The sequence below is a fragment of the Citrobacter sp. TBCS-14 genome (assembly GCF_005280805.1).
Classification (GTDB): Bacteria; Pseudomonadota; Gammaproteobacteria; order Enterobacterales; family Enterobacteriaceae; genus Citrobacter; species Citrobacter gillenii.
Genome location: NZ_SZWM01000164.1, coordinates 78,187 through 103,765, shown reverse-complemented (window position 1 = coordinate 103,765; position 25,579 = coordinate 78,187). Strand labels below are relative to the sequence as shown.

Sequence of the window (25,579 nt, the reverse complement as noted above, 5' to 3'; positions counted from 1 at the left end):
ATCCTGCCTTTATTTAAACTGTTTGAGGAAACGCAGATCGTTTTCGAAGAAAGAACGCAGATCGGTGACGCCGTAACGCAGCATGGTCAGACGCTCCATACCCATACCGAAGGCAAAACCTGAGTAGATTTCTGGGTCGATACCAACGTTACGCAGCACGTTCGGGTGGACCATACCGCAGCCCAGCACTTCCAGCCATTTGCCATTTTTTCCCATTACGTCAACTTCCGCAGAAGGCTCAGTGAACGGGAAATAGGAAGGACGGAAACGTACCTGCAGATCCTCTTCAAAGAAGTTACGCAGGAAATCGTGCAGCGTGCCTTTCAGGTTGGTGAAGTTGATGTTGGTATCAACAATCAAGCCTTCCATCTGATGGAACATCGGGGTGTGCGTCTGATCGTAGTCGTTACGATACACGCGGCCCGGTGCGATAATGCGGATTGGCGGCTGTTTTTCTTTCATGGTGCGGATCTGCACGCCAGAGGTCTGAGTACGCAGCAGGCGCGTGGCGTCAAACCAAAACGTGTCGTGGTCAGCACGCGCCGGGTGATGGCCTGGAATATTCAGCGCATCGAAGTTGTGGTAGTCATCTTCGATTTCCGGTCCCGTCGCCACGGTAAATCCGAGCTCACCGAAGAAGCTTTCAATCCTGTCGATGGTACGTGTGACCGGATGCAACCCGCCGTTTTCAATACGACGGCCCGGCAGGGAGATATCAATGGTTTCTTCTGCCAGACGTGCATTCAGCGCAGCATTTTCTAAATCAGCTTTACGCGCGTTCAGCGCCTGCTGTACCTGCTCTTTGGCTTCATTGATAACCGCACCTGCTGCCGGACGCTCTTCAGGCGGCAGTTCGCGCAGGGTTGTCATTTGCAGGGTCAAATGCCCTTTCTTACCCAAATATTCGACGCGGACATTGTCTAATGCGGCAACATCTGAAGCCTGGTTAATAGCGGCCGTTGCACTGGCAACCAGCTCTGCGAGATGTGACATGGTTTTCCTCGTTGTGTGGCGATATTCATATGTCGCTCATATATACACAAAATCATTCAAGTTGCATCCAGGCGGCAAGAGAGCAAAATGCAGCCAATACAGGGGCCGCTTGAAGGATTACGTGTATAAAAAAAGCCTCCACCAGGGAGGCTCTTAGGCGCTGTTTTCCGTTTCTTCTTTCACGCGCGAGCCTCCCGGATTCAGGTGCTAAAGTAAAAAAAGAAGCGGAAAATAGCAGCATTCATGCTTGCGTTACCTTATGTAGTAAAAACCGGACAACCTTTATTGAAAAGGCTTACGGGTGAATTGTCAACTAATTGATTACGCTACAAATAAAAGAGAGGGAGCCAGGCTCCCTCTTTTCACCGGCTTATGCCAGAGCTGCTTTCGCTTTTTCAACCAGAGCGGTGAACGCTACTTTGTCGAATACTGCGATGTCAGCCAGGATCTTACGGTCGATTTCAACAGAGGCTTTTTTCAGGCCGTTGATGAATTTGCTGTAAGAAATACCGTTCTGACGTGCTGCTGCGTTGATACGCGCAATCCACAGTTGACGGAACTGACGCTTTTTCTGACGACGGTCACGATAAGCGTACTGACCAGCTTTGATAACAGCCTGGAAGGCAACGCGGTATACGCGAGAACGCGCACCGTAGTAGCCTTTAGCTTGTTTCAAAATTTTCTTGTGACGTGCACGGGCAACTACACCACGTTTTACGCGAGCCATATGTGCTCTCCTGTATCTATATTCTTAGTAAAAAAATTAATTAAACGTTAACGGCTTATGCGTACGGCAGGCACGCGATAACCAGACCCAGATCGCCTTTAGACACGAGGCCTTTTGGACGCAGGTGACGTTTACGCTTAGTAGATTTTTTGGTCAGAATATGACGCAGGTTTGCGTGCTTACGCTTAAATCCACCACCACCGGTTTTTTTGAAGCGCTTAGCAGCACCGCGTACGGTCTTAATTTTTGGCATTTTAATAACTTCCACTTCGCATTGTTAATAAACGAAACATAGGCGAACAAAACCTGCGAAGCCCGTAGGCTCCACAGGAATTGCTACTTGAAGGCCTTACTGTTTCTTCTTAGGAGCGAGCACCATGATCATCTGGCGGCCTTCGATCTTCGTAGGGAAGGATTCGACCACTGCCAGTTCACTCAGATCGTCACGGACGCGCGTAAGCACTTCCATACCGATCTGTTGGTGAGCCATCTCACGGCCGCGGAAACGCAGCGTGATCTTAGCTTTATCACCCTCTTCCAGAAAGCGTACCAGGCTGCGGAGTTTTACCTGGTAATCGCCATCGTCGGTGCCAGGACGGAATTTAATTTCCTTAACCTGGATAACTTTTTGCTTTTTCTTCTGTTCCTTAGAAGATTTACTCTTTTCATAAAGGAACTTGCCGTAGTCCATAATACGACAAACTGGCGGTTCGGCGTTAGGGCTGATTTCAACTAAATCTACTCCAGCTTCTTCAGCTTTTTCGATAGCTTCTCTCAGACTCACAATACCCAAAGCTTCGCCTTCCAGACCTGTTAAGCGAACTTCCAGGGCGCGAATCTCGCCATTGATACGATTCGGACGTGCCGTTTGAACTCGTTTTCCGCCTTTAATACCTTATTCCTCCAGTTGTTGAAGACTGCGGCTGCGAATCTCTTGTTGCAGCTTCTCGATAACTTCACTTACGTCCAGGCTGCCCAAGTCTTTGCCACGACGGGTACGCACGGCAACTTTGCCTGCTTCTACCTCTTTGTCGCCACAGACCAACATGTAAGGGACACGACGTAAAGTGTGCTCGCGGATTTTAAAGCCAATCTTCTCATTTCTCAAGTCTGCTTTTACACGAATACCCGCATTTTGTAGTTTCTGCGTTAATTCGTTGACGTATTCAGACTGCGAATCGGTAATATTCATGACTACAACCTGAACCGGCGCAAGCCAGGTCGGGAAGAAGCCAGCGAACTCTTCGGTCAGGATACCAATGAAACGTTCCATTGACCCAAGAATCGCGCGGTGAATCATTACCGGTACCTGACGCTCGTTGTTTTCGCCAACATAAGAGGCGCTCAGACGAGACGGCAGAGAGAAGTCCAGCTGTACAGTACCGCACTGCCATGCGCGATCGAGGCAGTCATACAGGGTAAATTCAATTTTCGGACCGTAGAATGCGCCTTCACCCAGTTGGAACTCAAACGGGATGTTGTTTTCTTCCAGCGCAACCGCTAAGTCCGCTTCAGCACGGTCCCACATTTCATCGCTACCGATACGTTTCTCGGGGCGAGTGGACAGTTTGACAACGATTTTCTCGAAGCCAAAGGTGCTGTACATATCGTAGACCATACGAATGCAGGCGTTAACTTCATCACGAATCTGCTCTTCGGTACAGAAGATATGCGCATCATCTTGAGTGAAGCCACGTACGCGCATCAGGCCGTGCAGCGCACCTGACGGTTCGTTACGGTGACAGCTACCAAATTCCGCCATACGCAGCGGCAGGTCGCGATACGATTTCAGACCCTGATTAAAGATCTGAACGTGGCCTGGGCAGTTCATTGGCTTGATGCAGTATTCACGGTTCTCTGAAGAGGTGGTGAACATCGCATCCTTGTAGTTGTCCCAGTGCCCTGTTTTTTCCCACAGCACACGGTCCATCATGAACGGGCCTTTCACTTCCTGATACTGGTATTCTTTCAGTTTCGAACGAACGAAAACTTCCAGTTCACGGAAAATTGTCCAGCCATCGTTATGCCAGAACACCATACCTGGCGCTTCTTCCTGCATATGATACAGGTCAAGCTGCTTACCAATTTTACGGTGGTCGCGTTTAGCCGCTTCTTCCAGACGTTGCAGGTAGGCACTCAGCGCTTTTTTATCGGCCCATGCAGTACCATAAATGCGCTGCAGCATCTTGTTGTTGCTGTCGCCGCGCCAGTATGCCCCAGCGGTCTTCATCAGTTTGAAGTGATGACAGAAACGCATGTTCGGCACGTGCGGGCCACGGCACATATCGACGTATTCTTCATGATGATACAAGCCAGGCTTGTCATCATGGGCAATATTTTCATCAAGGATAGAGACTTTATAGGTCTCGCCACGCTTCACGAACGTTTCACGCGCTTCGTACCAGCTGACTTTCTTCTTGATGACATCGTAGTTTTTCTCAGCGAGCTCGTGCATCCGCTTTTCGAGCGCGTCGACGTCTTCCTGGGTTAACGTACGGTCAAGATCGATATCGTAGTAAAAGCCGTTGTCAACAACCGGTCCGATCGCCATTTTGGTGTGCGGCCAGAGTTGTTTGATCGCGTGCCCTAACAGGTGCGCACAGGAGTGACGAATGATCTCCAGACCTTCATCATCCTTAGCGGTAATGATGGAGAGTTTCGCATCCTGTTCAATCAGATCGGAAGCATCAACCAGCTCACCGTTTACACGGCCAGCGATAGTGGCTTTCGCCAGACCTGGACCGATGTCCAGCGCAACATCCATGGGACTTACAGCGTGGTCGTAATGGCGTTGGCTGCCATCAGGAAGAGTAATAACAGGCATGTTATATCCTTATTTGCAGTGGTGCCCCACACGTAAGAGCACATACAAAGTTTCACTATTTAAAATTTATCAAAAAGGTGTGGGCTGATTCCCGCTTCACTCTGCGAAATATGTCACGCATTACCTGACTGGCAACGCTGTAACCTACACCCGCTTTTTGATAACACCGCTTGACAGTGTACACGGCATTACGGGTCGTTCAAAGCGACAATCAACGCGCCATCTATGATGTAAATCAATTCACTGGCGCCCTGCCGTCTTTGTTACACTATGCGGTAATCATTGTTACTGACCAGGAAAGAACCATGCCAAAAAATCGCTTTGCCAAAAAACACTGGAAAATGGTTGTGGTACTGCTCGTCATTTGCGCGGCAATGCTGATGTTAAGGTGGGCAGCAATGATTTGGGGTTGAACCGTCACGCCGTTAATAAATGGTACTTTGCGTTATTTTGCGATGTACACAGATGCTTCCAATAAATTAAAAAAGATATTTCAATATTACTTTACTGTTTATGACAAAATAAAAACCGGTACATCAATATCCGGTTTTTTCATTACGACATTTGGCTGAATAGACGTCTGGACACTGATGAAGATATTAAGACCATTCGCCAGCAACCAGGGTATGAACATTAAACGCATCATTCATACTTTGGCCAGTTGACTGGGAACCAGGAGCGATATTTGAACCTGCTTCCACATCAGAGGCATGCGTGATGCCAACTTGTGTCGTGTTATCAGACGGTGCGTTGGTGACCGGAACGGCTGCAAACACGCCGAAGGACAGCGCAGAAAGCACGATGACAGCAGCCGTCGCTTTGATATTTTTCATAGGTATCTTCTCTTACTTGAATTAATGCTAAGGTCTGAAGGCGATTAATTGCCTGTAGGTAAGAGTGTAGATCTGGCTCACATTTTTTCCTAGTCAATTTATTTATCAATTCGTGTCAAATAAATTGAATATGTACCCAAAAGAGTAATTATGGAGAAAGTATGAAGAAAAGTTTTTTTCGAAAAAATTAAAATGCCGGTCAGAAAATAATAACACTGAAATTTTATTTGGAAAAGCCGGGCCATTTATTTGACCCGGTTTTTTACTACATACGATAGCCGAGCGAAACGGTCGTACGACGATCGGTATGTTCCGGTGCCGTAGCCGGTGGTTCTGAGTTCCAGGTGACGTTATAAGCCACTTTCAAACCGAAATGTTCGTTGATAGCCACATTTAACGCTGTTTCAGAGTTAAGCGTCGTATCTTCAGCACCAAACACCGACACCCCTTGTGTGAATTTGGTGGTGTCCGTCATCTGCCACGCATAAGCGCCTGACGCATAACCCAGCGGCTGCGTTTCGGTTGTGCCATCGGTGTGTTCGTCATAGCGTACGCCTGGACCGAATTCGAAACGGAAGCTGTGTACCGGCCCATTAAGGAACTGACGACCATAACCTGCAGTCAGTACGTCACGCTCGTGATAGCCGTTGTATCTGTCGGTCAACCAGCTGGCCTGTCCGAATAGGTAATCATAATCCGTCATATTAAAACGACTACGACCACCTACGGCGTATTTCTCCGAAGAGCGTTCATCATTCGACGAGGTATTGCTGGCATTGCCCCACAGAGACCACGCCGTGGTTTCACCGTACCAGGTCATGGTGGTATCTGCGGTTAAAGAAGAACTTTTTGTGTTGCCTGACTGGGCGAGGTATCCCGCGTTCAGGTTACCTTCAAAGGGTTTTTTCGCGCTGGAGGGGTCATCCATGACAGTAAAAACGGAATCATCGGCGGCGGCATGCATTGACGCAAACACGCCCCCCATCAGCACGAGTGCTGCGGGTACTGTCTTCAAAAGCTTCATTTATAAAGAGTCCGTACAACAAAAAAAGAGACCATTACGGTCTCGGAAACTTTCATAGGGATCAATGACAAAAGCCCCTTGAAAGGTAACAAATTATAAAAAGACTCGAATAACATAGCAATAATTTCTTATTTCATTTTTTGAATAAGAGCGTTCTTAAACCGTAATTTTATTTATATATCTTTGCCGAGATAATTTTAAATAAAGATGCGATAAATCATGTTGTTAATTACTTCACTTTCGTCACATTAAGTGCCAGACTGAGGACAGCCTAACAGGAGGTAAAGATGGTACGTATCTATACGTTAACACTTGCGCCCTCTCTCGATAGCGCAACAATCACCCCGCAAATCTATCCCGAAGGTAAACTTCGCTGCACCTCGCCGGTTTTTGAACCCGGTGGTGGTGGTATTAACGTGGCCCGCGCCATTGCTCATCTTGGCGGAAACGCAACGGCTATCTTTCCGGCTGGCGGCGCTACCGGGGAACACCTGGTATCATTGCTTGCCGATGAAAATGTCCCGGTCGCCACCATAGAGGCCAAAGACTGGACCCGGCAAAATCTTCACGTCCACGTAGAATCCAGCGGCGAGCAGTATCGATTTGTTATGCCTGGAGCAACACTTACCGATGACGAGTTCCACCAGCTTCAGGATCAGGTGCTGGAAATTGAGTCCGGCGCGCTGCTGGTGATAAGCGGCAGCCTGCCACCCGGCGTGAAGCTTGAAAAACTCACCCAGCTTATTACTGCGGCACAAAAGCAGGGCATTCGCTGCATTGTTGATAGCTCAGGTGAGGCACTGACTGCCGCATTAACGCTCGGCAATATCGAACTGGTCAAACCCAACCTCAAAGAACTCAGCGCATTGGTTAACCGCGAACTCACACAACCTGATGACGTCCGTAAGGCCGCAGAGGAAATTGTGCACAGCGGTAAAGCGCAACGTGTTGTCGTTTCGTTGGGACCGCAAGGGGCACTGGGCGTTGACGGTGAAACCTGCGTACAGGTGGTACCCCCGCCGGTTAAGAGCCAAAGTACCGTTGGCGCGGGTGACAGTATGGTCGGCGCGATGACACTGAAGCTGGCACAGAATGCGCCATTTGACGATATTGTTCGTTTTGGCGTAGCGGCAGGTAGCGCGGCAACCCTCAATCAGGGTACCCGTTTATGCTCGCAGGACGATACGCAGAAAATATACGCATACCTTTCGCGGTAATGCCCTTCCCCCTCATCATCAAGGGGGATTTACCAACAAAACTGTCGACATACGTGTTATGCGTCTATGCTGAAAAATCACGTGATAACAAAGCAGTGGATCACGTGAACCCATAACTGCAGCGCTCTGGCAAGGAGTGAAATAGCAACAAACATTACGTGCTTTTTCAGCGATAACGCGTCCACGGTGTGCGTTGGTTCGTGTTTTTTTACCGCATTATTGCGCTAACCTTATGATCTGGCAGACAACATGGGGAGAGACATCATGTGGCAGGCTATCAGTCGTCTTTTAAGCGAGCAACTCGGTGAAGGCGAAATCGAGCTGCGTAATGAACTGCCCGGCGGTGAGATCCACGCCGCATGGCATTTACGCTATGCGGGGCGCGATTTTTTCGTCAAATGCGATGAAAGGGAGCTATTAACCGGCTTTACGGCAGAAGCCGACCAGCTGGAACTGCTTTCCCGCAGCAATACCGTTTCAGTCCCCAAGGTCTGGGCGGTCGGTGCAGACAGAGACTACAGCTTTTTGGTGATGGATTTCCTCCCTCCCCGTCCACTGGATGCCCACAACGCCTTTATTCTCGGACAACAGCTCGCGCATCTTCATGAATGGAGCGATCAGCCGCAGTTTGGCCTCGACTTTGATAATGCACTCTCTACCACGCCTCAACCCAATACGTGGCAGCGTCGCTGGTCTACCTTTTTTGCAGAACAGCGGATTGGCTGGCAACTGGAGCTTGCCGCCGAAAAAGGGATCGCATTTGGCAATATTGACGCCATTGTTGACCATGTTCAGCAGCGTTTGTCATCACACCAGCCACAGCCTTCACTACTGCATGGCGATTTGTGGTCGGGGAACTGCGCCCTTGGCCCTCATGGTCCCTACATCTTTGACCCCGCCTGCTATTGGGGCGACAGAGAGTGCGACCTGGCAATGCTGCCATTACATAGCGATCAGCCACCACAAATTTATGACGGCTATCAGTCGGTTTCCCCCCTGCCGCTGGATTTTCTCGACAGGCAGCCTGTCTATCAGCTTTATACGCTGCTGAATCGAGCGATTCTGTTCGGCGGGCAACATATGGTGGTGGCGCAGAAAGCGATGGACAGGATACTGGCGGCTTAACAGATATATAGCGGAAGTTCTTTGCTAATCAGGCCCGCAGCTTTCGCGTGGGCCTGATAGTGACGCGCTTACAAAAAACCTAGTAGCGAAAAGAAGAAATAGCCAATCACGATGACGATAACCGGCAAAATATAGAGCGGGAATATTTGTAAGAAAATCGTATGATGCGGCACGACAATACGCGACTCAATCTGCTCTCGCGATAACCCTTCACTGCCCTTCGCCTGCTCCAGAATCAGCTGATCTTCAACGCCTTCACGTAAAAAACGAGCCTGACGGCTCATGCGAGCACCCGAATCCTGCATCGCCAGCCCGATAAAAATAAGAATAAAAATCAGCCAGAAAACCAGATTCAGTCCGCTTTGAAAATCAGGTGTCGGTGAGTTATACCAAAACAGGTTAAGAAAGGGAGTGTTTACCCGCATCATGTCAATCATCACGTGGGCAAAGTCGAGCATCACCGCGTTAATCCCCTCCTGCTTTTCACTGTGCGCATACATAAACTTCAGTACTGAAACCAGCGTTGAAATCAGCGCCGGGATGAAAATCACCCATCCCACCAGCCTTTTCAAGACAGCAATGCGTCCAGCTTGTTGATACGTCATGAGTTCCCCTTGATTAAGACGTGTCATTTTGGCCTAAGTTTACCCGTTGATAACCATTTTCGCCTGATCTTTAAAGGCGGTATAATCGAGGATTAGCCATAATGAACGCTGAGAGCCGGTTCACCCAGGCTCTTAATCCCTGCTGTTTCATGTTCAAAGGAGAGGTTGTGATGTCAACCCCGCGTCAAATTCTTGCTGCAATTTTCGATATGGATGGATTACTGGTCGACTCTGAACCCCTTTGGGATCAGGCTGAACTGGATGTGATCGCAAGTTTAGGCGTAGATATCACTCGCCGCCATGAACTGCCCGATACGCTGGGGCTGCGTATCGATATGGTTGTAGATCTATGGTTCGCCCAGCAACCGTGGAGCGGCCCATCTCTCCAGGAGGTCACCGATCGCATTATCACCCGGGCTATCGCCCTGGTTGAAGAGACAAAACCACTGCTGCCTGGCGTACGTGAAGCCGTCGCGCTGTGCAAATCCCAGGGCTTACGAGTGGGTCTGGCATCGGCCTCCCCGCTGCATATGCTGGAAAAAGTGCTGACGATGTTTGATCTTCGCGACAGCTTCGATGCGCTGGCCTCGGCAGAAAAATTGCCCTACAGCAAACCGCATCCTCAGGTCTACCTCGACTGCGCGGCAAAATTGGGTGTGGAGCCCTTATCTTGCGTAGCGCTGGAAGATTCTGTCAACGGCATGATTGCATCAAAAGCAGCACGCATGCGCGCGATCGTCGTACCTGCACATGAGAACCAGGACGATGCCCGCTTTGTTCTTGCTGACGTTAAATTGACCTCGCTGGCCGATCTCACAGTCACGCATCTACGCGGATAATTCCCTGATGGGCAATGGTTGCATTGCCCGTTTTGCCAGGTCAGTCATGTTTTTGAAACGTTGTTTCATTTTTCATTGTATTTCCTGCCAGCCTCTCCTATTCTTTCACTCACAGCATGCGTTAAAACCATTTGATAGCTGGGGTGAATATGATTTTGGATGCTTTTCGTCTTGAAGGTAAAGTAGCAATCGTCACCGGATGTGATACCGGGCTTGGGCAAGGTATGGCGGTCGCGCTGGCGGAGGCCGGCTGCGATGTGGTCGGCGTCAATCGTAAAATTCCTGTGCAAACCGCTGAGAAAATCCATGCACTCGGGCGACGCTTTCTGACTATCCAGGCCGACCTCAGCCAGCAGGACTCGCTGAACGATATCGTGATGCAAACGGTCTCCACCTTTGGTCGGATCGATATTCTGGTCAATAACGCGGGGACCATTCGCCGTGAGGACGCCCTGAACTTTAGTGAGCAAGACTGGGATGATGTGATGAACCTGAATCTCAAATCCGTTTTCTTTTTGTCACAGGCCGTCGCCAGACAATTCCTGAGCCAGGGTCAGGGCGGAAAAATCATCAACATTGCGTCAATGCTCTCCTTCCAGGGCGGTATCCGCGTACCTTCCTACACCGCTTCAAAAAGCGGCGTGCTGGGCATAACCCGCCTGCTGGCCAATGAATGGGCCGCACAGGGTATTAACGTCAATGCCATTGCGCCGGGCTACATGGCGACCAACAATACGCAGCAACTGCGGGACGATGCCGACCGTAATCAGGAGATTGTCGACCGTATTCCGGCCGGACGCTGGGGAACGCCTGACGACCTGAAAGGCCCGGCGGTATTCCTTGCCAGCCGCGCCTCTGACTACATTAATGGTTATACATTGGCCGTCGACGGTGGCTGGCTGGCACGTTAATCGCCTATTTGTGACAAAGGGTTACAACGTCACCTCTTTCGCCTACTGTATAAAACCCCTATACTGTATGAATTGACAGTTTATTGGGTTTTATCATGACGGCGGAAGGCCACCTTCTTTTCTCTATTGCCTGTGCGGTATTTGCCAAGAATGCCGAACTGACGCCCGTTCTCGCGCAGGGTGACTGGTGGCATATTGTTCCTTCAGCTATCTTGACCTGCCTGCTGCCCGATATCGATCATCCCAAATCGTTGCTGGGGCAGCGTCTGAAGTTGGTCTCAAAGCCCATAGCCCGGGCATTTGGTCATCGCGGGTTTACGCATAGCCTGCTGGCGGTGTTTGCCTTGCTGGCGACGTTCTATTTGAAAGTACCCGAGACCTGGATAATCCCGGCGGATGCGTTACAGGGGATGGTGCTCGGCTACCTTAGTCATATTCTGGCCGATATGCTGACCCCAGCCGGCGTTCCTCTGCTGTGGCCCTGCCGCTGGCGCTTTCGCCTGCCGATCCTCGTACCGCAAAAAGGCAACCAGCTGGAGCGTTTTTTATGCATGGCGCTGTTTGCCTGGGCTATCTGGATGCCACAAACTTTGCCTGAAAACAGTGCAGTACGCTGGTCATCGCAGATGATTAATACGCTACAAATGCAGTTTAATCGTTTTATAAAACACCAGGCTGATTAAGAAATCGGCCAAAATGTCATTTTTGGCATAAACAATTCCATTTGAATATAAGAGGCAAGTCACAGTTCTGCTAATCTTGCGCCAACAGAATCACTGTAGTTCGGTGATACATAAAAAAAGATCAGGAGAACGGGGATGAACTTTCCATTAATCGCGAACATTATCGTGTTCGTTGTACTGCTGTTCGTGCTGGCGCAAGCCCGTCACAAACAGTGGAGTCTGGCCAAAAAAGTACTGGTTGGTCTGGTTATGGGCGTGGTATTTGGCCTTGCCCTGCATACGATTTACGGCTCAGACAGCCAGGTACTGAAAGATTCTGTACAGTGGTTCAACATTGTCGGCAACGGCTATGTTCAACTTCTGCAAATGATCGTCATGCCGCTGGTATTTGCCTCTATCCTCAGCGCCGTTGCGCGTCTGCACAACGCCTCTCAGCTGGGGAAAATCAGCTTCCTGACCATCGGGACGTTGCTGTTTACAACACTTATCGCCGCGTTAGTTGGGGTACTGGTCACTAACCTGTTCGGCCTGACGGCGGATGGACTGGTACAGGGTGGTGCTGAAACCGCCCGTCTGAACGCCATCGAAACCAACTACGTGGGTAAAGTTGCCGACCTGAGCGTGCCGCAGCTGGTGCTGTCGTTTATCCCGAAAAACCCGTTTGCCGATCTCACTGGCGCTAACCCAACCTCCATTATCAGCGTTGTTATCTTCGCCGCATTCCTTGGTGTCGCGGCCCTGAAACTGCTGAAAGATGATGCCCCGAAAGGCGAACGCGTATTAACCGCTATTGATACCCTACAAAGCTGGGTGATGAAGCTGGTTCGTCTGGTGATGCAGCTGACGCCGTACGGTGTTCTGGCGTTGATGACCAAAGTGGTTGCCGGCTCCAACCTGCAGGACATTATTAAGCTGGGCAGCTTCGTGGTGGCTTCGTACCTCGGTCTGGGCATCATGTTCGTGGTACACGGTATTCTGCTGGGTATTAACGGCGTGAGCCCGCTGAAGTACTTCCGTAAAGTCTGGCCGGTACTGACGTTTGCCTTCACCAGCCGCTCCAGCGCTGCGTCTATTCCGCTGAATGTGGAAGCGCAAACCCGTCGCCTGGGTGTGCCTGAGTCGATTGCCAGCTTTGCCGCCTCTTTTGGCGCCACGATTGGTCAAAACGGTTGTGCGGGGCTGTACCCGGCAATGCTGGCAGTGATGGTTGCGCCGACTGTGGGGATTAACCCGCTCGACCCAATGTGGATTGCAACACTGGTCGGTATTGTGACCGTTAGCTCCGCCGGAGTCGCGGGTGTGGGTGGGGGTGCAACGTTTGCCGCACTGATCGTGCTGCCGGCGATGGGCCTGCCGGTTACGCTGGTCGCTCTACTGATCTCCGTAGAACCGCTGATCGATATGGGTCGTACTGCGTTGAACGTCAGTGGCTCCATGACTGCCGGTACGCTCACCAGTCAGTGGCTGAAGCAAACCGACAAAACGATTCTGGACAGTGACGATAACGCCGAACTGGCACACCGTTAAACCGGTTTCCTGAAGCGTAAAAAACCGCCGGAGTATCATGCCCCGGCGGTTTTTTTATATCCCATTAATTGCTCAGTTCGTTTTCCTGACGGACCTGGTTTGCCCAGCGTTGCGCCGACTCCGGAACCGTAAACGCAGGCGAACGTTGAAACGCCTCTCCTATTAAGACAAAAGCGACATATTTTCCGCGCAGTATCCATACGTCACGAAACGCATCCATTTTTATCGCATGCTCTGGTGGCGCGGGCTCCACACGCGGAACGTAGCTGATAACCTTGCGATTTTGTTGGCGAAGAGGTTTCATAATCAGTTGCTTCACTAAAGACAAATTCTAAAAATCAGAAAAACGCTATCTTAGCCGATTTTGCGCCCTGACGTCCTGCCTTGCGTGCGCTGTTTGCCTTGTTCATTACAGTATTCCCCTTCAACGGATCCCGGCTCACCTGGATGCGTGGTCTATAGTTAATGTTTTTGACAGCAACAACGACCCTTTCAGCAATGAAAACAGGAGACGAGTTCATGTCGCAGAATGACAAGCATCCACTCAATCACCCGGCACCGGTTCATGATGCCAGCGAATCCAGACCAGGGCTAGATTCCCTGGCCCCCGCAGACGGCTCGCACAAACCCGACGCCAAACCCACACCGCCGGGCATGCAGCCCACTGCCCCTGGTAGTGCAAAGGCCCCCGACACCGTTAATGACAAACTCAACTCACTGGAGCCTTTTCGTAAAGGCAGTGAAGATTTTGCCCTGACCACCAATCAGGGTGTCCGCATTGCAGACGATCAAAACTCATTACGCGCCGGAAACCGTGGGCCGACGCTGCTCGAGGATTTTATCCTGCGTGAGAAGATTACCCATTTTGATCATGAACGCATTCCGGAACGGATCGTTCATGCCCGTGGCTCCGCCGCGCATGGTTACTTTCAGTCCTATGCCGATTTAAGTGCCGTCACCAAAGCCGACTTCCTGTGCGAGGCAAATAAGATAACCCCGGTTTTTGTGCGTTTCTCCACCGTCCAGGGCGGCGCCGGTTCAGCAGACACGGTCCGGGATATTCGCGGATTTGCCACAAAGTTTTATACCGAAGAGGGGATATTTGACCTGGTAGGAAATAATACACCGGTGTTTTTTATCCAGGACGCCCATAAATTCCCGGACTTCGTCCACGCGGTTAAACCAGAGCCGCACTGGGCTATTCCACAGGGACAAAGCGCGCATGATACCTTCTGGGATTACGTCTCTTTACAGCCAGAAACACTGCATAACGTGATGTGGGCCATGTCAGACCGTGGGATCCCTCGTAGCTATCGCACGATGGAAGGCTTTGGCATCCACACGTTTCGACTGATTAACGCGCAAGGTAAAGCCACCTTTGTACGCTTCCACTGGAAACCCCTGGCAGGCAAAGCCTCTCTGGTTTGGGATGAAGCGCAAAAACTTACCGGTCGAGACCCTGACTTCCACCGTCGCGATCTGTGGGAGGCCATCGAAGCCGGTGATTACCCGGAATATGAGTTGGGACTGCAACTGATTGCGGAAGAGGACGAGTTTAAATTCGATTTTGATCTGCTCGACCCAACAAAGTTGATCCCCGAGGAATTGGTTCCGGTTCAGCGCGTCGGAAAAATGGTGCTTAACCGTAACCCGGATAATTTCTTTGCCGAAAACGAGCAGGTAGCATTTCATCCAGGACACATCGTCCCCGGTATTGATTTCACCAACGATCCGCTGCTACAGGGCCGACTGTTTTCATATACCGACACGCAGATCAGCCGTCTGGGCGGACCTAACTTTCATGAAATTCCGATTAACCGCCCGACCTGCCCGTATCACAATTTCCAGCGCGAAGGCATGCATCGCATGGATATTGATACCAACCCGGCCAACTACGAACCAAACTCGATCAATGATAACTGGCCGCGCGAAACGCCACCTGGCCCTAAACGCGGGGGATTTGAATCATATCAGGAACGTATTGAAGGCAGTAAGATACGTGAAAGAAGCCCCTCTTTCGGCGAATACTATGCGCACCCTCGCCTGTTCTGGCTAAGTCAGATGCCTATTGAGCAGCAGCATATTGTTGGCGGATTCAGTTTTGAACTGAGCAAAGTCACCCGCCCGTATATCCGCGAGAGAGTGGTTGAACAACTGGCGCACATTGATACCACCCTTGCACAATCTGTTGCCGACAACCTCGGTTTTGAACTAACCGACGAACAGCAGCAAATCGCCCCACCTGCGGACGTCAACGGGTTAACTGAAGCCCCATCACTCAGTTTGTACGCAGGGGCACAAGGCGATATCAAAGGCCGGATAGTGGCCATTTTGCTGAATGACGAGGTCAAATCGGCCGATATGCTCACCATCATGCAAGCTCTCCAGTCCCGCGGTGTGCATGCAAAATTGCTCTATTCGCGTATGGGGAACGTGGTTGCCGACGATGGCTCGGTGCTGAACATCGCCGGTACCTTTGCCGGTTCGCCATCACTGACCGTGGATGCGGTCATTGTGCCTTGCGGCAATATTGCGGATATCGACATGCGCGGCGATACCCGTTACTACTTACTGGAAGCATACAAACATTTGAAACCCATTGCGCTGGCAGGCAATGCGCGTCAGTTGAAAGCCGTGCTGAAGGTTAGCAATCAGGGTGAAGAAGGGATTGTTGAAGCGGACAGCGCAGATGCGCAGTTTATGGATACTTTGCTGGCACTCATGACCGCGCACCGTGTCTGGTCTCGCAGCGGAAAAGTCGACACCATTCCGGCCTAAAAAAAGCGGCGCATTGACGCGCCGCAAACTCAGGAATTACACGTTCAGAAAACTGCCGAGACGATAACCGCGCTCCGCAATAGCATATTTCAATACCGGAGACGTCAGCACATCAAGTTCAGTTAAGCGGGGGTAACAGTAGGCGCTTTGTCGAATGATATTATCGACAAAGGCCGGGTGGCACATCACTTCCAGCGAGGACTCGCCCCTGTCTGCTGAGGCGTCTAGCACCTGCAAAAACAGCTCTTCGGAAATCGCCTCGCCGTAAAACTCGCTGCTAAATCCCTGCGACGTGCGCAACGCAACAGGTAAGTCAGCAGCCTCAAACACCGTCTGACGATCGATGCGTAACGCAATACCGTGCTGGGCCGCAAAATTGGCCACTACAGGGAAAATCTGCGGGAACATATGCACATGGTGATGGCTATCCAGATGCGTCGGCTCCCGGCCGAACAGGTCGATGAAACGCTGATACTGTGCGGCCAGCTCGTGCGAAATTTCATCCAGCGGCAAGGTGTCCTCCTCGGCCATCTGCCAGATCCATTTCCCCAGCAGTCCGTCGCGGGTCAGCCCTGGCATTGCCGTCAGCGGTTTCCCCAGCGTCAGCACAAAGTGCATGCCAACAGACAGTTCAGGAAGCTCACGACTCAACTGCACCGCATGCTCAATGGCCTCGCCGTTGACCAGCGCCGTTGTCGAGGTGACAACACCATGGCGACAAGCGTCAATAATGCCGTAGTTTTGCCCTTTGCTCAGGCCAAAATCATCCGCATTCACAATCAGTACGCGTTCCATAGCCGACCTCTATCAGTGTTGTTCGCTTTTGAGCGTCTCGATGCACCCGGCAAAGTTTGGCAGCCATTTTTCATGGGCAAGGATCAGTTCCCGCGCCAGAATTTCGGCATCACGGTCAGAATGCACCAGTGGGCTCAGATTTAACGCCAGCAGCACATCATTAAATTCACCGCTCAGTGCCGCATTACTCGCCGCCACCTCAAAACCTTTAATGGTATAGATAAGGCCAAGCACTTTCTCATCAAAATGCGTGATCCGTGGATGCGGGGTCGCGCCATTGCGCCCCAGCGTACAGGTCATCTCAACAGCCCAGTCCGCAGGAATGTTGTCTACATGGCCATGGTGAGGAATGTTGACATAGTGCTCGGTCTGCTTGTCGTTGTAGATGGCGTTGATCACCTCACACGCCGCATCGGAGTAATACGCCCCACCACGCTGCTCAAGCTCCTTCGGTTTCACATTCAGTTCAGGATTTTTATACAGCTCAAAAAGTTGTTTCTCCACTTTTTGCACAACCTGCGCGCGTGCACCGCCCTTATAGTATTCACCCATTTCAATCGCCAGCATCTCTTTTGGCTTGAAGTAGTAAAGCAAATACGAGCACGGCAGCAGTTTCAGCGAGCGAATCAATCCTTCGCTAAACGGCAGGTCGAAAATGTTCTTCACGGTGGACGCTTTTAACTGCCCCGAGGCCACGCCGTCGAGCAGTTCGTCAAAACGTGACTCGCCGTTGACCAGCACATCTTTAATAAACACCATATGGTTCAGGCCAAACAGATCGATAGATAAATCATCGCTCTCTTTTAACGCCAACACGTCGGTAATAAACATTTTCATGCCGATCGGAATATTGCATACCCCGATGAATTTCTTAAAATTCGTATGGCGATAGACGGCTTCAGTGACCATTCCGGCCGGGTTAGTAAAGTTAATCACCCACGCATTTGGGCACAGTTCTTCGACATCTTTCACGATGTCAAAAATAACCGGAATAGTCCGCAAACCTTTAAACAGGCCGCCCGCGCCGTTTGTCTCCTGGCCCAGGTAACCGTGGCTCAGCGGGATTCGCTCGTCCTGCTCACGGGCTTTAAGTTGTCCAACGCGCAGCTGCGTGGTCACAAAGTCAGCGTCTTTCAGCGCTTCGCGACGATCCAGTGTTTTATACAGCTTCATCGGCACGCCAGCTTTGTCGATCATGCGTTGGCACAGGTCGAAAATAATATCCAGCTTCTCTTTACCGCCGTCGACATCAACCAACCACAATTCAGACACCGGTAACTCATGATAACGCTTAATAAAGCCTTCAAGTAATTCAGGGGTGTAGCTGCTCCCGCCACCGATAGTGACGACTTTTAATTTCTGGCTCATACTTTCTCCCTTCAGTGTCAAAACACTGACGTGTATTATGCTCAACCCGTTTGTCAGATATAGCGTGGCTGTCCCGACGCTATTTTGGGCAAGCTATAAAAATGGGTTATTGGCAAATAATAGCTACTGATTAAACTCAGTTAACTTCTTCCGGTAGCTATTGGGCGTAAACGACGTCAGTTTTTTAAACGTTTTAATAAACAGGCTTGGGCTGCTGTAACCAGACTCATAAGCAATATCCGTGACCGAATAGTTGGTCATTTCCAGCTGTTTTTTAGCAAAGTTAATGCGGATTTCATTAATAATCTGCATCGGTGTTTTACTGTAATAACGCTGGGTGGCACGAGTCAGATATTCCTGAGATTTTGCCGACAGCTGGACCATGTTTTCCAGCGCATTCTCGCTAAACTGACGTTTGTCGTGCATCGTTTCCACGGTCGCTCTCAGCCATTGTGGAATGTCATCCAACACTTGTTCTTCACGGTGATGCCGGAGTCGATTAATAATGTAGAAGGTGACCACTTCGACAAATTCATCCAGCCCGCTCTCGCGAAAGTTCAGTGATGCAATGACCGTTTCGATATAGGTGAGAAAGGAGTTATTCGCCCGATACACCTGCGATGCAACAAAACAAAACGGCAATAAAGGATGATAGTGCTGTTCAAAAAAACGCTTACTGATACCGACGTTAAGGATCCGCGTGGCGCCGAAATCATAGAAACTTTGGTGATGCGATCCCAGGGGGATAAAAACAAAGTCACCACGTTCCAGCAGCACACGTTTACCGTTGATTTCCTGATAATAGCGACCGGTTAATACCAGCGTAAATTCATAGTAATCGTGCTGATGCAGTCCACTGATACTTTCAGTTTTGTTATAGATAAACACATGGAAATTTTTGCCATTAAACAACTGCTGCTCGTAAACGGTTTTGATTTCCGGTGCGTTAATCTGTAATTGCATCATGCACTCCTCGCTATTTCAGCTTCTCGTGAAGCTCAATCAGTTCCGTCACCAGCTCGCGTGCCAGCATCGACGTCATCAGGTGATCCTGTGCGTGAACCAGAACCAGGCTCACTTTCATTTTACCTTCGCCCTGATCGCCTTCAATCAGTTTCGTTTGTACGAGGTGCGCTTCGTTCAGCGCCATACGAGACTGTTCCATCATGGCCTTCGCCGCCTCAAAATCGCCCTGTTTGGCCATCTTGAGTGCGCCATAGGCCAGGCTACGCGCCTGCCCCGAATTGATGATAAGCCCCATCACCACTTCTTCAAGCTCTTCAGCTTCTGACGATGTATCCACGATATTTTCGATATCCAACATACTCTTTTCCTCTGGTTCAGTCCGGCATGACCGAGAAGCCATGCCGGATTAAATTTAGAATTTCAATGCGTTAGCGATATCTTCTTCGCTTTCTTCTTTATCAATAACGTTCTGCGCTTTGTTGGCGACGACAACGAATGGCAGATACACCAGCGTGGCGACCCCAAGGTTGAACAGTGCCACCAGCAGAGCCGCAACGCTACCGTTGGTGTTAAAGAACGCGCCTAACCCGGTTGGCATCGTCCACGGCGCAATATTGGTAATCGGTGGAATAATGCCAGTGTAGTAGGCTGCCAGCATAATCGCGGCCAGAATCGGTTGAACCAGAATGAACGGGATGAACATAACCGGGTTCATGATAATTGGCAGACCGAACAGAATCGGTTCGTTAATCTGGAAGATACCTGACGGCAGGGCCAGTTTCGCCACCTGACGATAATCCGGACGACGAGATGCCAGGAAGATAGCAATAATCAGACCCAGGGTTGCGCCGCTACCGCCGAGGAAGATGTAGGAATCCAGCATCGGTTTTGCCCAGACGTGGAACGTCTTACCGGCTTCCAATGCTGCGTCTACGGAACCAAACTGTTGATAGATAGCGATGTTTTCCAGTGCCCAAGGCGTCATGATACCGCTGTCCAGCGCGGTCAGCGCCAGTGAACCGTGAATACCAAAGAACCACAGCAGCGGAACAAAAATCACGTAAGCCCAACCCACTACGCTGCCCAGCGACGCCAGCGGAGTCGAAATAGAATCCATGATGATCTGGTGGAAGTTGGTGCCCCAGATTGCCAGTGCCCAACCAATGATCCCCATAATGGAGAGAATGATAAATCCAGGAATCAGTGCTGAGAAGGAGCGCGAGACCGAGGCAGGAACACTATCGGGTAATCTGATAACCCAATTACGACGGACCACAAAGGTGAACATTTCTGCGACCACAAGACCGATAATAATACCGGAAATAATGTTCGCACCACCCAACCAGTTAGCACCAACGGCATAGGCTTCACCCACACTATAAGGCGTGACGGTCATAAAAGCTGCGACGGAGAGCAAACCTGCGGCCAGAGAGTCAACTTTGCGTTCATCGGCCATCGCCATGCCGATAAAGAAAGGCGCCATCAATGACATGATACCCAGCGTACCGTTATAAACGTTCCCACCGATACCTTTTAAGCTATTGAGATTCTCAATAGTCGAAGCATCAAGTCGGATACCCATTGAATAAAAAAACGACCCCTCCCCAAAGCTCAGGAAAACGTTATTTATTAATACAAACATGGCCCCTGCGAGGGTTAACGGCATTAAACGAATAAAACCGTTTTTGATTGCATTAACGTGTGGCTGCTTTCCAATTTTTACAGCAAAAGGAAGGAGTACCTTTTCAAGTGAAGCAATAGCGTTACTCATAGAAAAATACCCTTAAATACCGCAATATAATATTGCGGTGAATGTTAATGAAATAACTCTTTGACGGGAAATTTAAAAAATATAATTAATTTGCTGCGGCTTTTTTAATTGCTGCAACTGCAGCCTTAAGCACGCCTAAACCATCGACTTTGCCATATAACAGCGAGTCAATCACTTCTACAGGCTTGTTAGGTAACAAACGCTGAATTTCGGGTAACATATAAGCAATTTGCGGGCCTAATAACACGACGTCAGCAACAGGACCTTTTTCCCCAGCCAGCGTTTCAGGGAATGCTTCAATAATAACCGGTACTTCGTATTTTTCAGCCTGCGCACGCATCTTTGAAACTAACAAGGAAGTCGACATGCCCGCAGAACAAAACAGATAAATGTGTTTCTTTTCCATAAAAACGATCCTCATATGCGATTATCTGTCATCCAGACACTCCGCAAGCCATAACCTGCATCCATGCTCTGGGTAACTTGCGTCAGCTAAATTACTTTTTTAGGTGGCTGAAATGAGTATACGGGATTGCACCAGAGGATGGTATTTCCTTGACCAACTAAATTGTCTCTCATTGACCTTGCGTTATGACACCCCTCACATTTCAGGCAAATAATTCGCGACATTAAATAAGATCGTACGGCACAAAAAAACCGGCGCAATGGCCGGTTCCGTTGAGTGCTCAGGCATTAAGCAGTCGTTACTGCTTCGCCGCCTGCGGATCGGTGTCGTACTCGGCACAGGTCTGATAACCAGAATTAACCACGTGTCCCGTATCATCCAAAGCTACAAAATAGGTCTCTGCTTTACCATCTCGTTGACCCAGGATGTAGGTCTGACACGTCCCGCGAGCATGCACCATTGTCACTTCAGAAGACGGCTTGCCGGCAATCTGCGCAACCTGCGCCCGGCTCATCCCTTTCTTCACATCTTTCACCACGGGCTGAACAAATTGGTCTTTTGTACGATCGTAGGCCGTACACCCCGCCAGCATAGTCAATACCGCCGCTGCACCCAGAATTCCTGTTAGATTCTTGTTCATTTTCTCGTCCTCTTGTTTTTCAGCGTGTTATATAAGCCTGGAGCACAACAACACATTTTTCAAGCTTACAGATGAGTCTCAGACCATTTCGGAAAAATCTATACCCTAAATAATTCGAGTTGCAGGAAGGTGGCAAGGGAGCGAATCCCCAGGAGCTTACTAAAGTAAGTGACTGGGGAGAACGAGTGCAGCCGACGCACATGCAACTTGAAGTATGACGGGTATATTAAAACAAAATACTGCGATATCAGGCTGCATCCCTTGTCGTTTGGACGTCAACGCGTTAGCTTTAACCGATCATATTTTTTGTCATTATTTTTTTCGGAGGGGTTAGATGACTCTGCAGCAAGAGATAATCCAGGCACTTGGCGCACAGCCGCACATTAATGCAGAAGAAGAAATTCGCCGTAGCGTAGATTTTCTGAAATCCTATCTGAAAACCTATCCTTTCCTGAAATCACTGGTATTAGGGATTAGCGGCGGTCAGGATTCAACGCTCGCCGGAAAGTTATGCCAAATGGCCATTTCAGAGCTGCGCGACGAGACCGGGAACGACGCGCTGCAGTTTATTGCCGTGCGCCTCCCTTACGGTGTGCAGGCCGATGAACAGGACTGCCAGGACGCCATCACCTTCATTCAGCCGGATCGCGTGTTAACCGTCAATATCAAAGCTGCGGTGCTGGCCAGCGAACAGGCATTACGTGAAGCCGGTATTGAGCTGAGCGATTTTGTGCGCGGTAATGAAAAAGCCCGTGAACGTATGAAGGCACAGTACAGCATCGCCGGAATGACCAGCGGCGTAGTGGTTGGCACCGATCACGCTGCGGAAGCGATTACCGGCTTTTTCACCAAATATGGCGATGGCGGCACCGACATTAACCCACTATTCCGCCTCAACAAGCGTCAGGGGAAACAGCTGCTGGCCGCGCTAGGCTGTCCGGAGCACTTATATAAGAAAGCGCCTACCGCCGACCTCGAAGACGATCGCCCTTCTCTGCCCGATGAAGCCGCCTTAGGCGTAACGTACGACAACATTGATGATTATCTGGAAGGCAAAATTCTGGATGATACTATCGCGAAGAAAATTGAAGGCTGGTATTTAAAGACGGAACACAAACGTCGTACGCCCATTACGGTGTTTGACGATTTCTGGAAAAAAGCGTAACCCACCTTCTTGCATAACGCCGGACAGCAACAAAGCTTCGCATGTCCGGCGTCAACAACCTCACGCATGTTGCTTTTTCAATCAATAATCACCTGCTATACTGGATGAATAACCAGCATCCGGAGTAAACAGTGGTACGCCGCCAATCAGCCCCTCGTATTACCTTTGAAGCAGCTGCAATTTATGAGTACCCCGAGCAACTGCGCCCCTTTTTACAAGCGCTTCCGGCCACGCCCGGTGTTTATCTGTTTCACGGCGAAAGTGACACCATGCCGCTTTATATCGGTAAAAGCATCAATGTTCGCAGCCGGGTGATGGCGCATCTACGCAACGCAGACGAAGCGGCCATGCTGCATCAATCCCGACGTATTACCTGGATTTGCACGGCGGGTGAAATGGGTGCCCTGTTGCTGGAGGCACGGCTAATTAAAGAACAACAGCCTTTATTCAATAAGCGTCTGCGCCGCACTCGCCAACTCTGTGCTCTGCAATTAACCGATCAACGCGTCCAGGTTATCTACGCGCGCGATGTGGATTTTTCACATACCCCGAATCTGTTTGGCCTGTTTGCACACCGGCGTGCGGCGCTGCAGGCATTACAGACGGTCGCCGACGAGCACCAGCTTTGCTACGGTTTGCTGGGACTAGAACCGCTAAGTCGCGGTCGCGCCTGCTTTCGCTCAGCGCTTAAACGTTGCGCCGGAGCCTGCTGTGGGAAAGAAAGTCCCGAGGCGCATCATCTGCGTCTGATGGCGGCACTGGAAAGATTGCGCGTGATCTGCTGGCCGTGGAGCAATGCGATTGCGCTAAAAGAAAGCCGCGCAGAAATGACCCAATATCACATTATCAATAACTGGCTATGGCTGGGCGCGGTTTCATCGCTGGATGAAGCCGCTACGCTGGCACGAATGCCCGCCGGCTTCGATCATGATGGTTACAAAATTCTCTGCCGGCCGGTAATGTCCGGTCACTATGACATTATTGAACTGGATCCGGCGAATGCCCCGGCATCCAGTTAATCTCACTAAACAGCAGCTTCCCTTCCGCTTTTAACAACCGCAGCGTGTGCTTGCCGTCGTGCCAGCATGCGCCCTGGTCCGCCGTCAGTAACTTATCGCCCAACTGCCAGGCTCCGCTTAACACAAACACCACACCGCCGCGCGAACCAAAGGTGGTAAACGTTCGATCCGCAACCCTGACTTTGGCCTGGCAGACATCACGACGGGTCATAATATTGAAATCCATCGACATCTGACCTTCTGTCAGTTTGGCTTTGACTACCTGATCGCCCGCAAAGGTGAACGGTTGATGCTGTTTCAGGGTATGGCTGAAGGGATTGGCGCCTTCCAGAGTCACTTCGCCTCCTTCCAGCAGGGTAATCACTCGCTCTACGCCCGGGAAAAGAGAAAACTCACCGTTCGCGGCAATGGACGCGATACTTGCCCGCCAGTGAAAATCGCGGGTCGCTGGCGGAAAACAACAAATCTCTCGCGTTTCACCCGCACCATTGCGCCAAAGATTGACCGGCATTTTGCGGATATCAAAGTATTCCATCATCCCTCCAGAAAGGCGCGGTACGTCAGCGTGACGCTCCCTGGCCGCCATAAGTTCACTCTGCACATTTATTGTTATCGGCAGCAGAGTTGATTTGCCTTAGCGAGGATGAGGACGTTTTAAGAAAAAAGATTAACGCGCTGATCCAGGTAGAATTTTCGCAGGCTTCAGGAGAATAGCGTGTCGGTTGCAGGGTGCAATAGGCTGGAAAGAAAAAACCGCCGATCCTGCCCACCTCGTTAAACGTGTTGTGGACAAGGCCGGCGGTCTTGAGTTTTGATTCGCGCCGTCCTGAGCAATGCCCAGACACAACGCGAATAATGTAGTGTAGACGCTAATCGGTTACTCAGCAGCCTCTGGCATTTTACCTTTCTGCGCCGCGCGTTCTGTCAGACGCTTCTCAAAATTGGCATTAAACTGTTTTTTCTGTTCCGGCGTCAGGATGTTGTAAATCTTGTTCTGGGTTTCCATATGCGCCAGCATATTAGCTTTGCGCTGTTCTTCCATCTTCGCAATCTGCGCTTCAGCTTTCGCTTTGTCGAAGCTGTCGCTGGCGATGATATCGTGCATTGCACGGCGTTCTTCCAGCGGCGGACGTTTCATCTGATCGCGCTGGCCTTTCATAATGTCGCGGATCTGCTGTTTCTGGGCATCAGTCAGATTCAGATCTTTAAACATCATGTCGTGGTGCGGGCCAAACTTAGCGTTATGGTGCATCATCGGTTTGGCATCAGCCGGAGCGGTAGTTGTGGTATCAGCGGCGTGTGCCAGATTTGCAGCGCCCAGCGCCAGAGTAGAGGCAACAAACAGAGCAGTCAGTTTACGCAT

At 50.4% G+C, this 25,579-nt stretch carries 29 protein-coding genes and 1 other annotated feature; of the genes, 10 read left to right on the top strand and 19 right to left on the bottom strand.

The features are described from left to right. Nucleotides 1-9: 9 nt before the first annotated feature. The 6 genes from pheS to thrS all read right to left on the bottom strand — a co-directional run bounded on the left by pheS (nt 10) and on the right by thrS (nt 4,544). Entirely contained in the window at nt 10-993 is a 984-nt protein-coding gene (gene pheS, locus FDX22_RS04235; protein ID WP_045442121.1) for a phenylalanine--tRNA ligase subunit alpha, read from the bottom strand. A 125-nt stretch (nt 994-1,118) separates the two neighbouring features. Further along, nucleotides 1,119-1,243 (bottom strand) — a sequence feature (Phe leader region). Further along, nucleotides 1,194-1,238 (bottom strand): pheST operon leader peptide PheM, encoded by a 45-nt coding sequence (pheM, locus tag FDX22_RS29965; protein ID WP_001386830.1) that lies wholly within the window; start codon nt 1,236-1,238, stop codon nt 1,194-1,196. It overlaps the preceding feature by 45 nt. Before the next feature lie 120 nt (nt 1,244-1,363). Continuing rightward, nucleotides 1,364-1,720 (bottom strand): 50S ribosomal protein L20, encoded by a 357-nt coding sequence (rplT, locus tag FDX22_RS04225; RefSeq protein WP_003030578.1) that lies wholly within the window; start codon nt 1,718-1,720, stop codon nt 1,364-1,366. A 55-nt stretch (nt 1,721-1,775) separates the two neighbouring features. Then, on the bottom strand, nt 1,776-1,973 hold the full coding sequence (rpmI, locus tag FDX22_RS04220; protein ID WP_003030583.1) for a 50S ribosomal protein L35: 198 nt from the start codon (nt 1,971-1,973) through the stop codon (nt 1,776-1,778). Nucleotides 1,974-2,069: 96 nt separating this feature from the next. Continuing rightward, nucleotides 2,070-2,612, bottom strand: a complete 543-nt coding sequence (gene infC, locus FDX22_RS04215; protein WP_071830666.1) for a translation initiation factor IF-3 — start codon at nt 2,610-2,612, stop codon at nt 2,070-2,072. Between the two features lie 3 nt (nt 2,613-2,615). Continuing rightward, complete coding sequence (gene thrS / locus FDX22_RS04210; protein WP_096757253.1) at nt 2,616-4,544, bottom strand: threonine--tRNA ligase; 1,929 nt, start codon at nt 4,542-4,544, stop codon at nt 2,616-2,618. Nucleotides 4,545-4,849: 305 nt separating this feature from the next. On the opposite strand from thrS, the gene yniD reads away from it, so the two are divergent. After that, complete coding sequence (gene yniD, locus FDX22_RS04205) at nt 4,850-4,957, top strand: small membrane protein YniD (protein WP_096757254.1); 108 nt, start codon at nt 4,850-4,852, stop codon at nt 4,955-4,957. 186 nt (nt 4,958-5,143) lie between these two features. Here yniD and FDX22_RS04200 read toward each other — a convergent pair whose 3' ends face one another. Continuing rightward, complete coding sequence (locus FDX22_RS04200) at nt 5,144-5,377, bottom strand: hypothetical protein (protein ID WP_096757255.1); 234 nt, start codon at nt 5,375-5,377, stop codon at nt 5,144-5,146. Between the two features lie 265 nt (nt 5,378-5,642). Further along, nucleotides 5,643-6,401 carry a YdiY family protein gene (locus FDX22_RS04195; protein ID WP_115258663.1) on the bottom strand — a complete coding sequence of 253 codons (759 nt, stop codon included), beginning with the start codon at nt 6,399-6,401 and terminating at the stop codon, nt 5,643-5,645. A 287-nt stretch (nt 6,402-6,688) separates the two neighbouring features. Here FDX22_RS04195 and pfkB point away from each other — a divergent pair, with 287 nt between their 5' ends. After that, complete coding sequence (pfkB, locus tag FDX22_RS04190) at nt 6,689-7,618, top strand: 6-phosphofructokinase II (RefSeq protein WP_117342996.1); 930 nt, start codon at nt 6,689-6,691, stop codon at nt 7,616-7,618. Nucleotides 7,619-7,882: 264 nt separating this feature from the next. After that, the gene (locus tag FDX22_RS04185) at nt 7,883-8,743 is read left to right on the top strand and encodes a fructosamine kinase family protein (protein ID WP_117342995.1); all 861 of its coding nucleotides are present in this window, start codon (nt 7,883-7,885) and stop codon (nt 8,741-8,743) included. 68 nt (nt 8,744-8,811) lie between these two features. Here FDX22_RS04185 and FDX22_RS04180 read toward each other — a convergent pair whose 3' ends face one another. Beyond that, nucleotides 8,812-9,348: a YniB family protein gene (locus tag FDX22_RS04180; RefSeq protein WP_115258665.1), complete on the bottom strand. Its 537-nt coding sequence runs from the start codon at nt 9,346-9,348 to the stop codon at nt 8,812-8,814. 170 nt (nt 9,349-9,518) lie between these two features. Here FDX22_RS04180 and hxpB point away from each other — a divergent pair, with 170 nt between their 5' ends. The 4 genes from hxpB (at nt 9,519) to tcyP (ending at nt 13,308) form a co-directional block, all read left to right on the top strand. Next, entirely contained in the window at nt 9,519-10,187 is a 669-nt protein-coding gene (gene hxpB, locus FDX22_RS04175) for a hexitol phosphatase HxpB (RefSeq protein WP_146716754.1), read from the top strand. A gap of 149 nt (nt 10,188-10,336) precedes the next feature. Beyond that, nucleotides 10,337-11,098, top strand: coding sequence for a 2-dehydro-3-deoxy-D-gluconate 5-dehydrogenase KduD (gene kduD / locus FDX22_RS04170; protein WP_146716753.1), 762 nt, complete (start codon nt 10,337-10,339; stop codon nt 11,096-11,098). A gap of 95 nt (nt 11,099-11,193) precedes the next feature. Beyond that, a complete protein-coding gene (locus FDX22_RS04165) occupies nt 11,194-11,781 on the top strand; it encodes a metal-dependent hydrolase (RefSeq protein ID WP_146716752.1) in 588 nt (195 codons plus the stop codon). Between the two features lie 135 nt (nt 11,782-11,916). Continuing rightward, on the top strand, nt 11,917-13,308 hold the full coding sequence (gene tcyP, locus FDX22_RS04160; protein WP_096757263.1) for a cystine/sulfocysteine:cation symporter: 1,392 nt from the start codon (nt 11,917-11,919) through the stop codon (nt 13,306-13,308). A gap of 64 nt (nt 13,309-13,372) precedes the next feature. Here tcyP and cedA read toward each other — a convergent pair whose 3' ends face one another. Beyond that, on the bottom strand, nt 13,373-13,636 hold the full coding sequence (gene cedA / locus FDX22_RS04155; protein WP_117342992.1) for a cell division activator CedA: 264 nt from the start codon (nt 13,634-13,636) through the stop codon (nt 13,373-13,375). A 191-nt stretch (nt 13,637-13,827) separates the two neighbouring features. On the opposite strand from cedA, the gene katE reads away from it, so the two are divergent. Continuing rightward, nucleotides 13,828-16,086, top strand: coding sequence for a catalase HPII (katE, locus tag FDX22_RS04150; protein WP_146716751.1), 2,259 nt, complete (start codon nt 13,828-13,830; stop codon nt 16,084-16,086). A gap of 36 nt (nt 16,087-16,122) precedes the next feature. On the opposite strand, the gene chbG is transcribed toward katE, so the two are convergent. The 7 genes from chbG to osmE all read right to left on the bottom strand — a co-directional run bounded on the left by chbG (nt 16,123) and on the right by osmE (nt 22,032). Then, a complete protein-coding gene (chbG, locus tag FDX22_RS04145) occupies nt 16,123-16,881 on the bottom strand; it encodes a chitin disaccharide deacetylase (RefSeq protein WP_137363008.1) in 759 nt (252 codons plus the stop codon). A 12-nt stretch (nt 16,882-16,893) separates the two neighbouring features. Further along, nucleotides 16,894-18,249, bottom strand: a complete 1,356-nt coding sequence (locus FDX22_RS04140) for a 6-phospho-beta-glucosidase (RefSeq protein ID WP_135912147.1) — start codon at nt 18,247-18,249, stop codon at nt 16,894-16,896. A 123-nt stretch (nt 18,250-18,372) separates the two neighbouring features. Then, a complete protein-coding gene (chbR, locus tag FDX22_RS04135; RefSeq protein WP_117342988.1) occupies nt 18,373-19,215 on the bottom strand; it encodes a transcriptional regulator ChbR in 843 nt (280 codons plus the stop codon). Between the two features lie 10 nt (nt 19,216-19,225). Beyond that, on the bottom strand, nt 19,226-19,573 hold the full coding sequence (gene chbA, locus FDX22_RS04130; protein ID WP_096757270.1) for a PTS N,N'-diacetylchitobiose transporter subunit IIA: 348 nt from the start codon (nt 19,571-19,573) through the stop codon (nt 19,226-19,228). Between the two features lie 54 nt (nt 19,574-19,627). After that, nucleotides 19,628-20,986, bottom strand: a complete 1,359-nt coding sequence (gene chbC, locus FDX22_RS04125; protein WP_115258672.1) for a PTS N,N'-diacetylchitobiose transporter subunit IIC — start codon at nt 20,984-20,986, stop codon at nt 19,628-19,630. Nucleotides 20,987-21,071: 85 nt separating this feature from the next. Then, nucleotides 21,072-21,392, bottom strand: a complete 321-nt coding sequence (gene chbB / locus FDX22_RS04120; RefSeq protein WP_003832547.1) for a PTS N,N'-diacetylchitobiose transporter subunit IIB — start codon at nt 21,390-21,392, stop codon at nt 21,072-21,074. A 298-nt stretch (nt 21,393-21,690) separates the two neighbouring features. Further along, on the bottom strand, nt 21,691-22,032 hold the full coding sequence (gene osmE, locus FDX22_RS04115; RefSeq protein WP_096757272.1) for an osmotically-inducible lipoprotein OsmE: 342 nt from the start codon (nt 22,030-22,032) through the stop codon (nt 21,691-21,693). Nucleotides 22,033-22,366: 334 nt separating this feature from the next. Here osmE and nadE point away from each other — a divergent pair, with 334 nt between their 5' ends. Then, complete coding sequence (gene nadE / locus FDX22_RS04110; protein ID WP_135912148.1) at nt 22,367-23,197, top strand: ammonia-dependent NAD(+) synthetase; 831 nt, start codon at nt 22,367-22,369, stop codon at nt 23,195-23,197. Nucleotides 23,198-23,328: 131 nt separating this feature from the next. Then, entirely contained in the window at nt 23,329-24,216 is an 888-nt protein-coding gene (gene cho, locus FDX22_RS04105; protein ID WP_146716750.1) for an excinuclease Cho, read from the top strand. On the opposite strand, the gene ves is transcribed toward cho, so the two are convergent. Then, nucleotides 24,176-24,751: an environmental stress-induced protein Ves gene (ves, locus tag FDX22_RS04100; protein ID WP_115258676.1), complete on the bottom strand. Its 576-nt coding sequence runs from the start codon at nt 24,749-24,751 to the stop codon at nt 24,176-24,178. The two genes, cho and ves, sit on opposite strands and share 41 nt — an antisense overlap. Before the next feature lie 342 nt (nt 24,752-25,093). Further along, nucleotides 25,094-25,579, bottom strand: coding sequence for an ATP-independent periplasmic protein-refolding chaperone Spy (gene spy / locus FDX22_RS04095; RefSeq protein ID WP_146716749.1), 486 nt, complete (start codon nt 25,577-25,579; stop codon nt 25,094-25,096).

Bases quoted from the DNA above. Each gene is read 5' to 3' on its own strand.
- pheS (WP_045442121.1), bottom strand. From the start codon at position 993: ATGTCACATCTCGCAGAGCTGGTTGCCAGTGCAACGGCCGCTATTAAC.
- rplT (WP_003030578.1), bottom strand. From the start codon at position 1,720: ATGGCTCGCGTAAAACGTGGTGTAGTTGCCCGTGCACGTCACAAGAAA.
- rpmI (WP_003030583.1), bottom strand. From the start codon at position 1,973: ATGCCAAAAATTAAGACCGTACGCGGTGCTGCTAAGCGCTTCAAAAAA.
- thrS (WP_096757253.1), bottom strand. From the start codon at position 4,544: ATGCCTGTTATTACTCTTCCTGATGGCAGCCAACGCCATTACGACCAC.
- yniD (WP_096757254.1), top strand. From the start codon at position 4,850: ATGCCAAAAAATCGCTTTGCCAAAAAACACTGGAAAATGGTTGTGGTA.
- FDX22_RS04200 (WP_096757255.1), bottom strand. From the start codon at position 5,377: ATGAAAAATATCAAAGCGACGGCTGCTGTCATCGTGCTTTCTGCGCTG.
- FDX22_RS04195 (WP_115258663.1), bottom strand. From the start codon at position 6,401: ATGAAGCTTTTGAAGACAGTACCCGCAGCACTCGTGCTGATGGGGGGC.
- pfkB (WP_117342996.1), top strand. From the start codon at position 6,689: ATGGTACGTATCTATACGTTAACACTTGCGCCCTCTCTCGATAGCGCA.
- FDX22_RS04185 (WP_117342995.1), top strand. From the start codon at position 7,883: ATGTGGCAGGCTATCAGTCGTCTTTTAAGCGAGCAACTCGGTGAAGGC.
- FDX22_RS04180 (WP_115258665.1), bottom strand. From the start codon at position 9,348: ATGACGTATCAACAAGCTGGACGCATTGCTGTCTTGAAAAGGCTGGTG.
- hxpB (WP_146716754.1), top strand. From the start codon at position 9,519: ATGTCAACCCCGCGTCAAATTCTTGCTGCAATTTTCGATATGGATGGA.
- kduD (WP_146716753.1), top strand. From the start codon at position 10,337: ATGATTTTGGATGCTTTTCGTCTTGAAGGTAAAGTAGCAATCGTCACC.
- FDX22_RS04165 (WP_146716752.1), top strand. From the start codon at position 11,194: ATGACGGCGGAAGGCCACCTTCTTTTCTCTATTGCCTGTGCGGTATTT.
- tcyP (WP_096757263.1), top strand. From the start codon at position 11,917: ATGAACTTTCCATTAATCGCGAACATTATCGTGTTCGTTGTACTGCTG.
- katE (WP_146716751.1), top strand. From the start codon at position 13,828: ATGTCGCAGAATGACAAGCATCCACTCAATCACCCGGCACCGGTTCAT.
- chbG (WP_137363008.1), bottom strand. From the start codon at position 16,881: ATGGAACGCGTACTGATTGTGAATGCGGATGATTTTGGCCTGAGCAAA.
- FDX22_RS04140 (WP_135912147.1), bottom strand. From the start codon at position 18,249: ATGAGCCAGAAATTAAAAGTCGTCACTATCGGTGGCGGGAGCAGCTAC.
- chbR (WP_117342988.1), bottom strand. From the start codon at position 19,215: ATGATGCAATTACAGATTAACGCACCGGAAATCAAAACCGTTTACGAG.
- chbA (WP_096757270.1), bottom strand. From the start codon at position 19,573: ATGTTGGATATCGAAAATATCGTGGATACATCGTCAGAAGCTGAAGAG.
- chbC (WP_115258672.1), bottom strand. From the start codon at position 20,986: ATGAGTAACGCTATTGCTTCACTTGAAAAGGTACTCCTTCCTTTTGCT.
- chbB (WP_003832547.1), bottom strand. From the start codon at position 21,392: ATGGAAAAGAAACACATTTATCTGTTTTGTTCTGCGGGCATGTCGACT.
- osmE (WP_096757272.1), bottom strand. From the start codon at position 22,032: ATGAACAAGAATCTAACAGGAATTCTGGGTGCAGCGGCGGTATTGACT.
- nadE (WP_135912148.1), top strand. From the start codon at position 22,367: ATGACTCTGCAGCAAGAGATAATCCAGGCACTTGGCGCACAGCCGCAC.
- ves (WP_115258676.1), bottom strand. From the start codon at position 24,751: ATGGAATACTTTGATATCCGCAAAATGCCGGTCAATCTTTGGCGCAAT.
- spy (WP_146716749.1), bottom strand. From the start codon at position 25,579: ATGCGTAAACTGACTGCTCTGTTTGTTGCCTCTACTCTGGCGCTGGGC.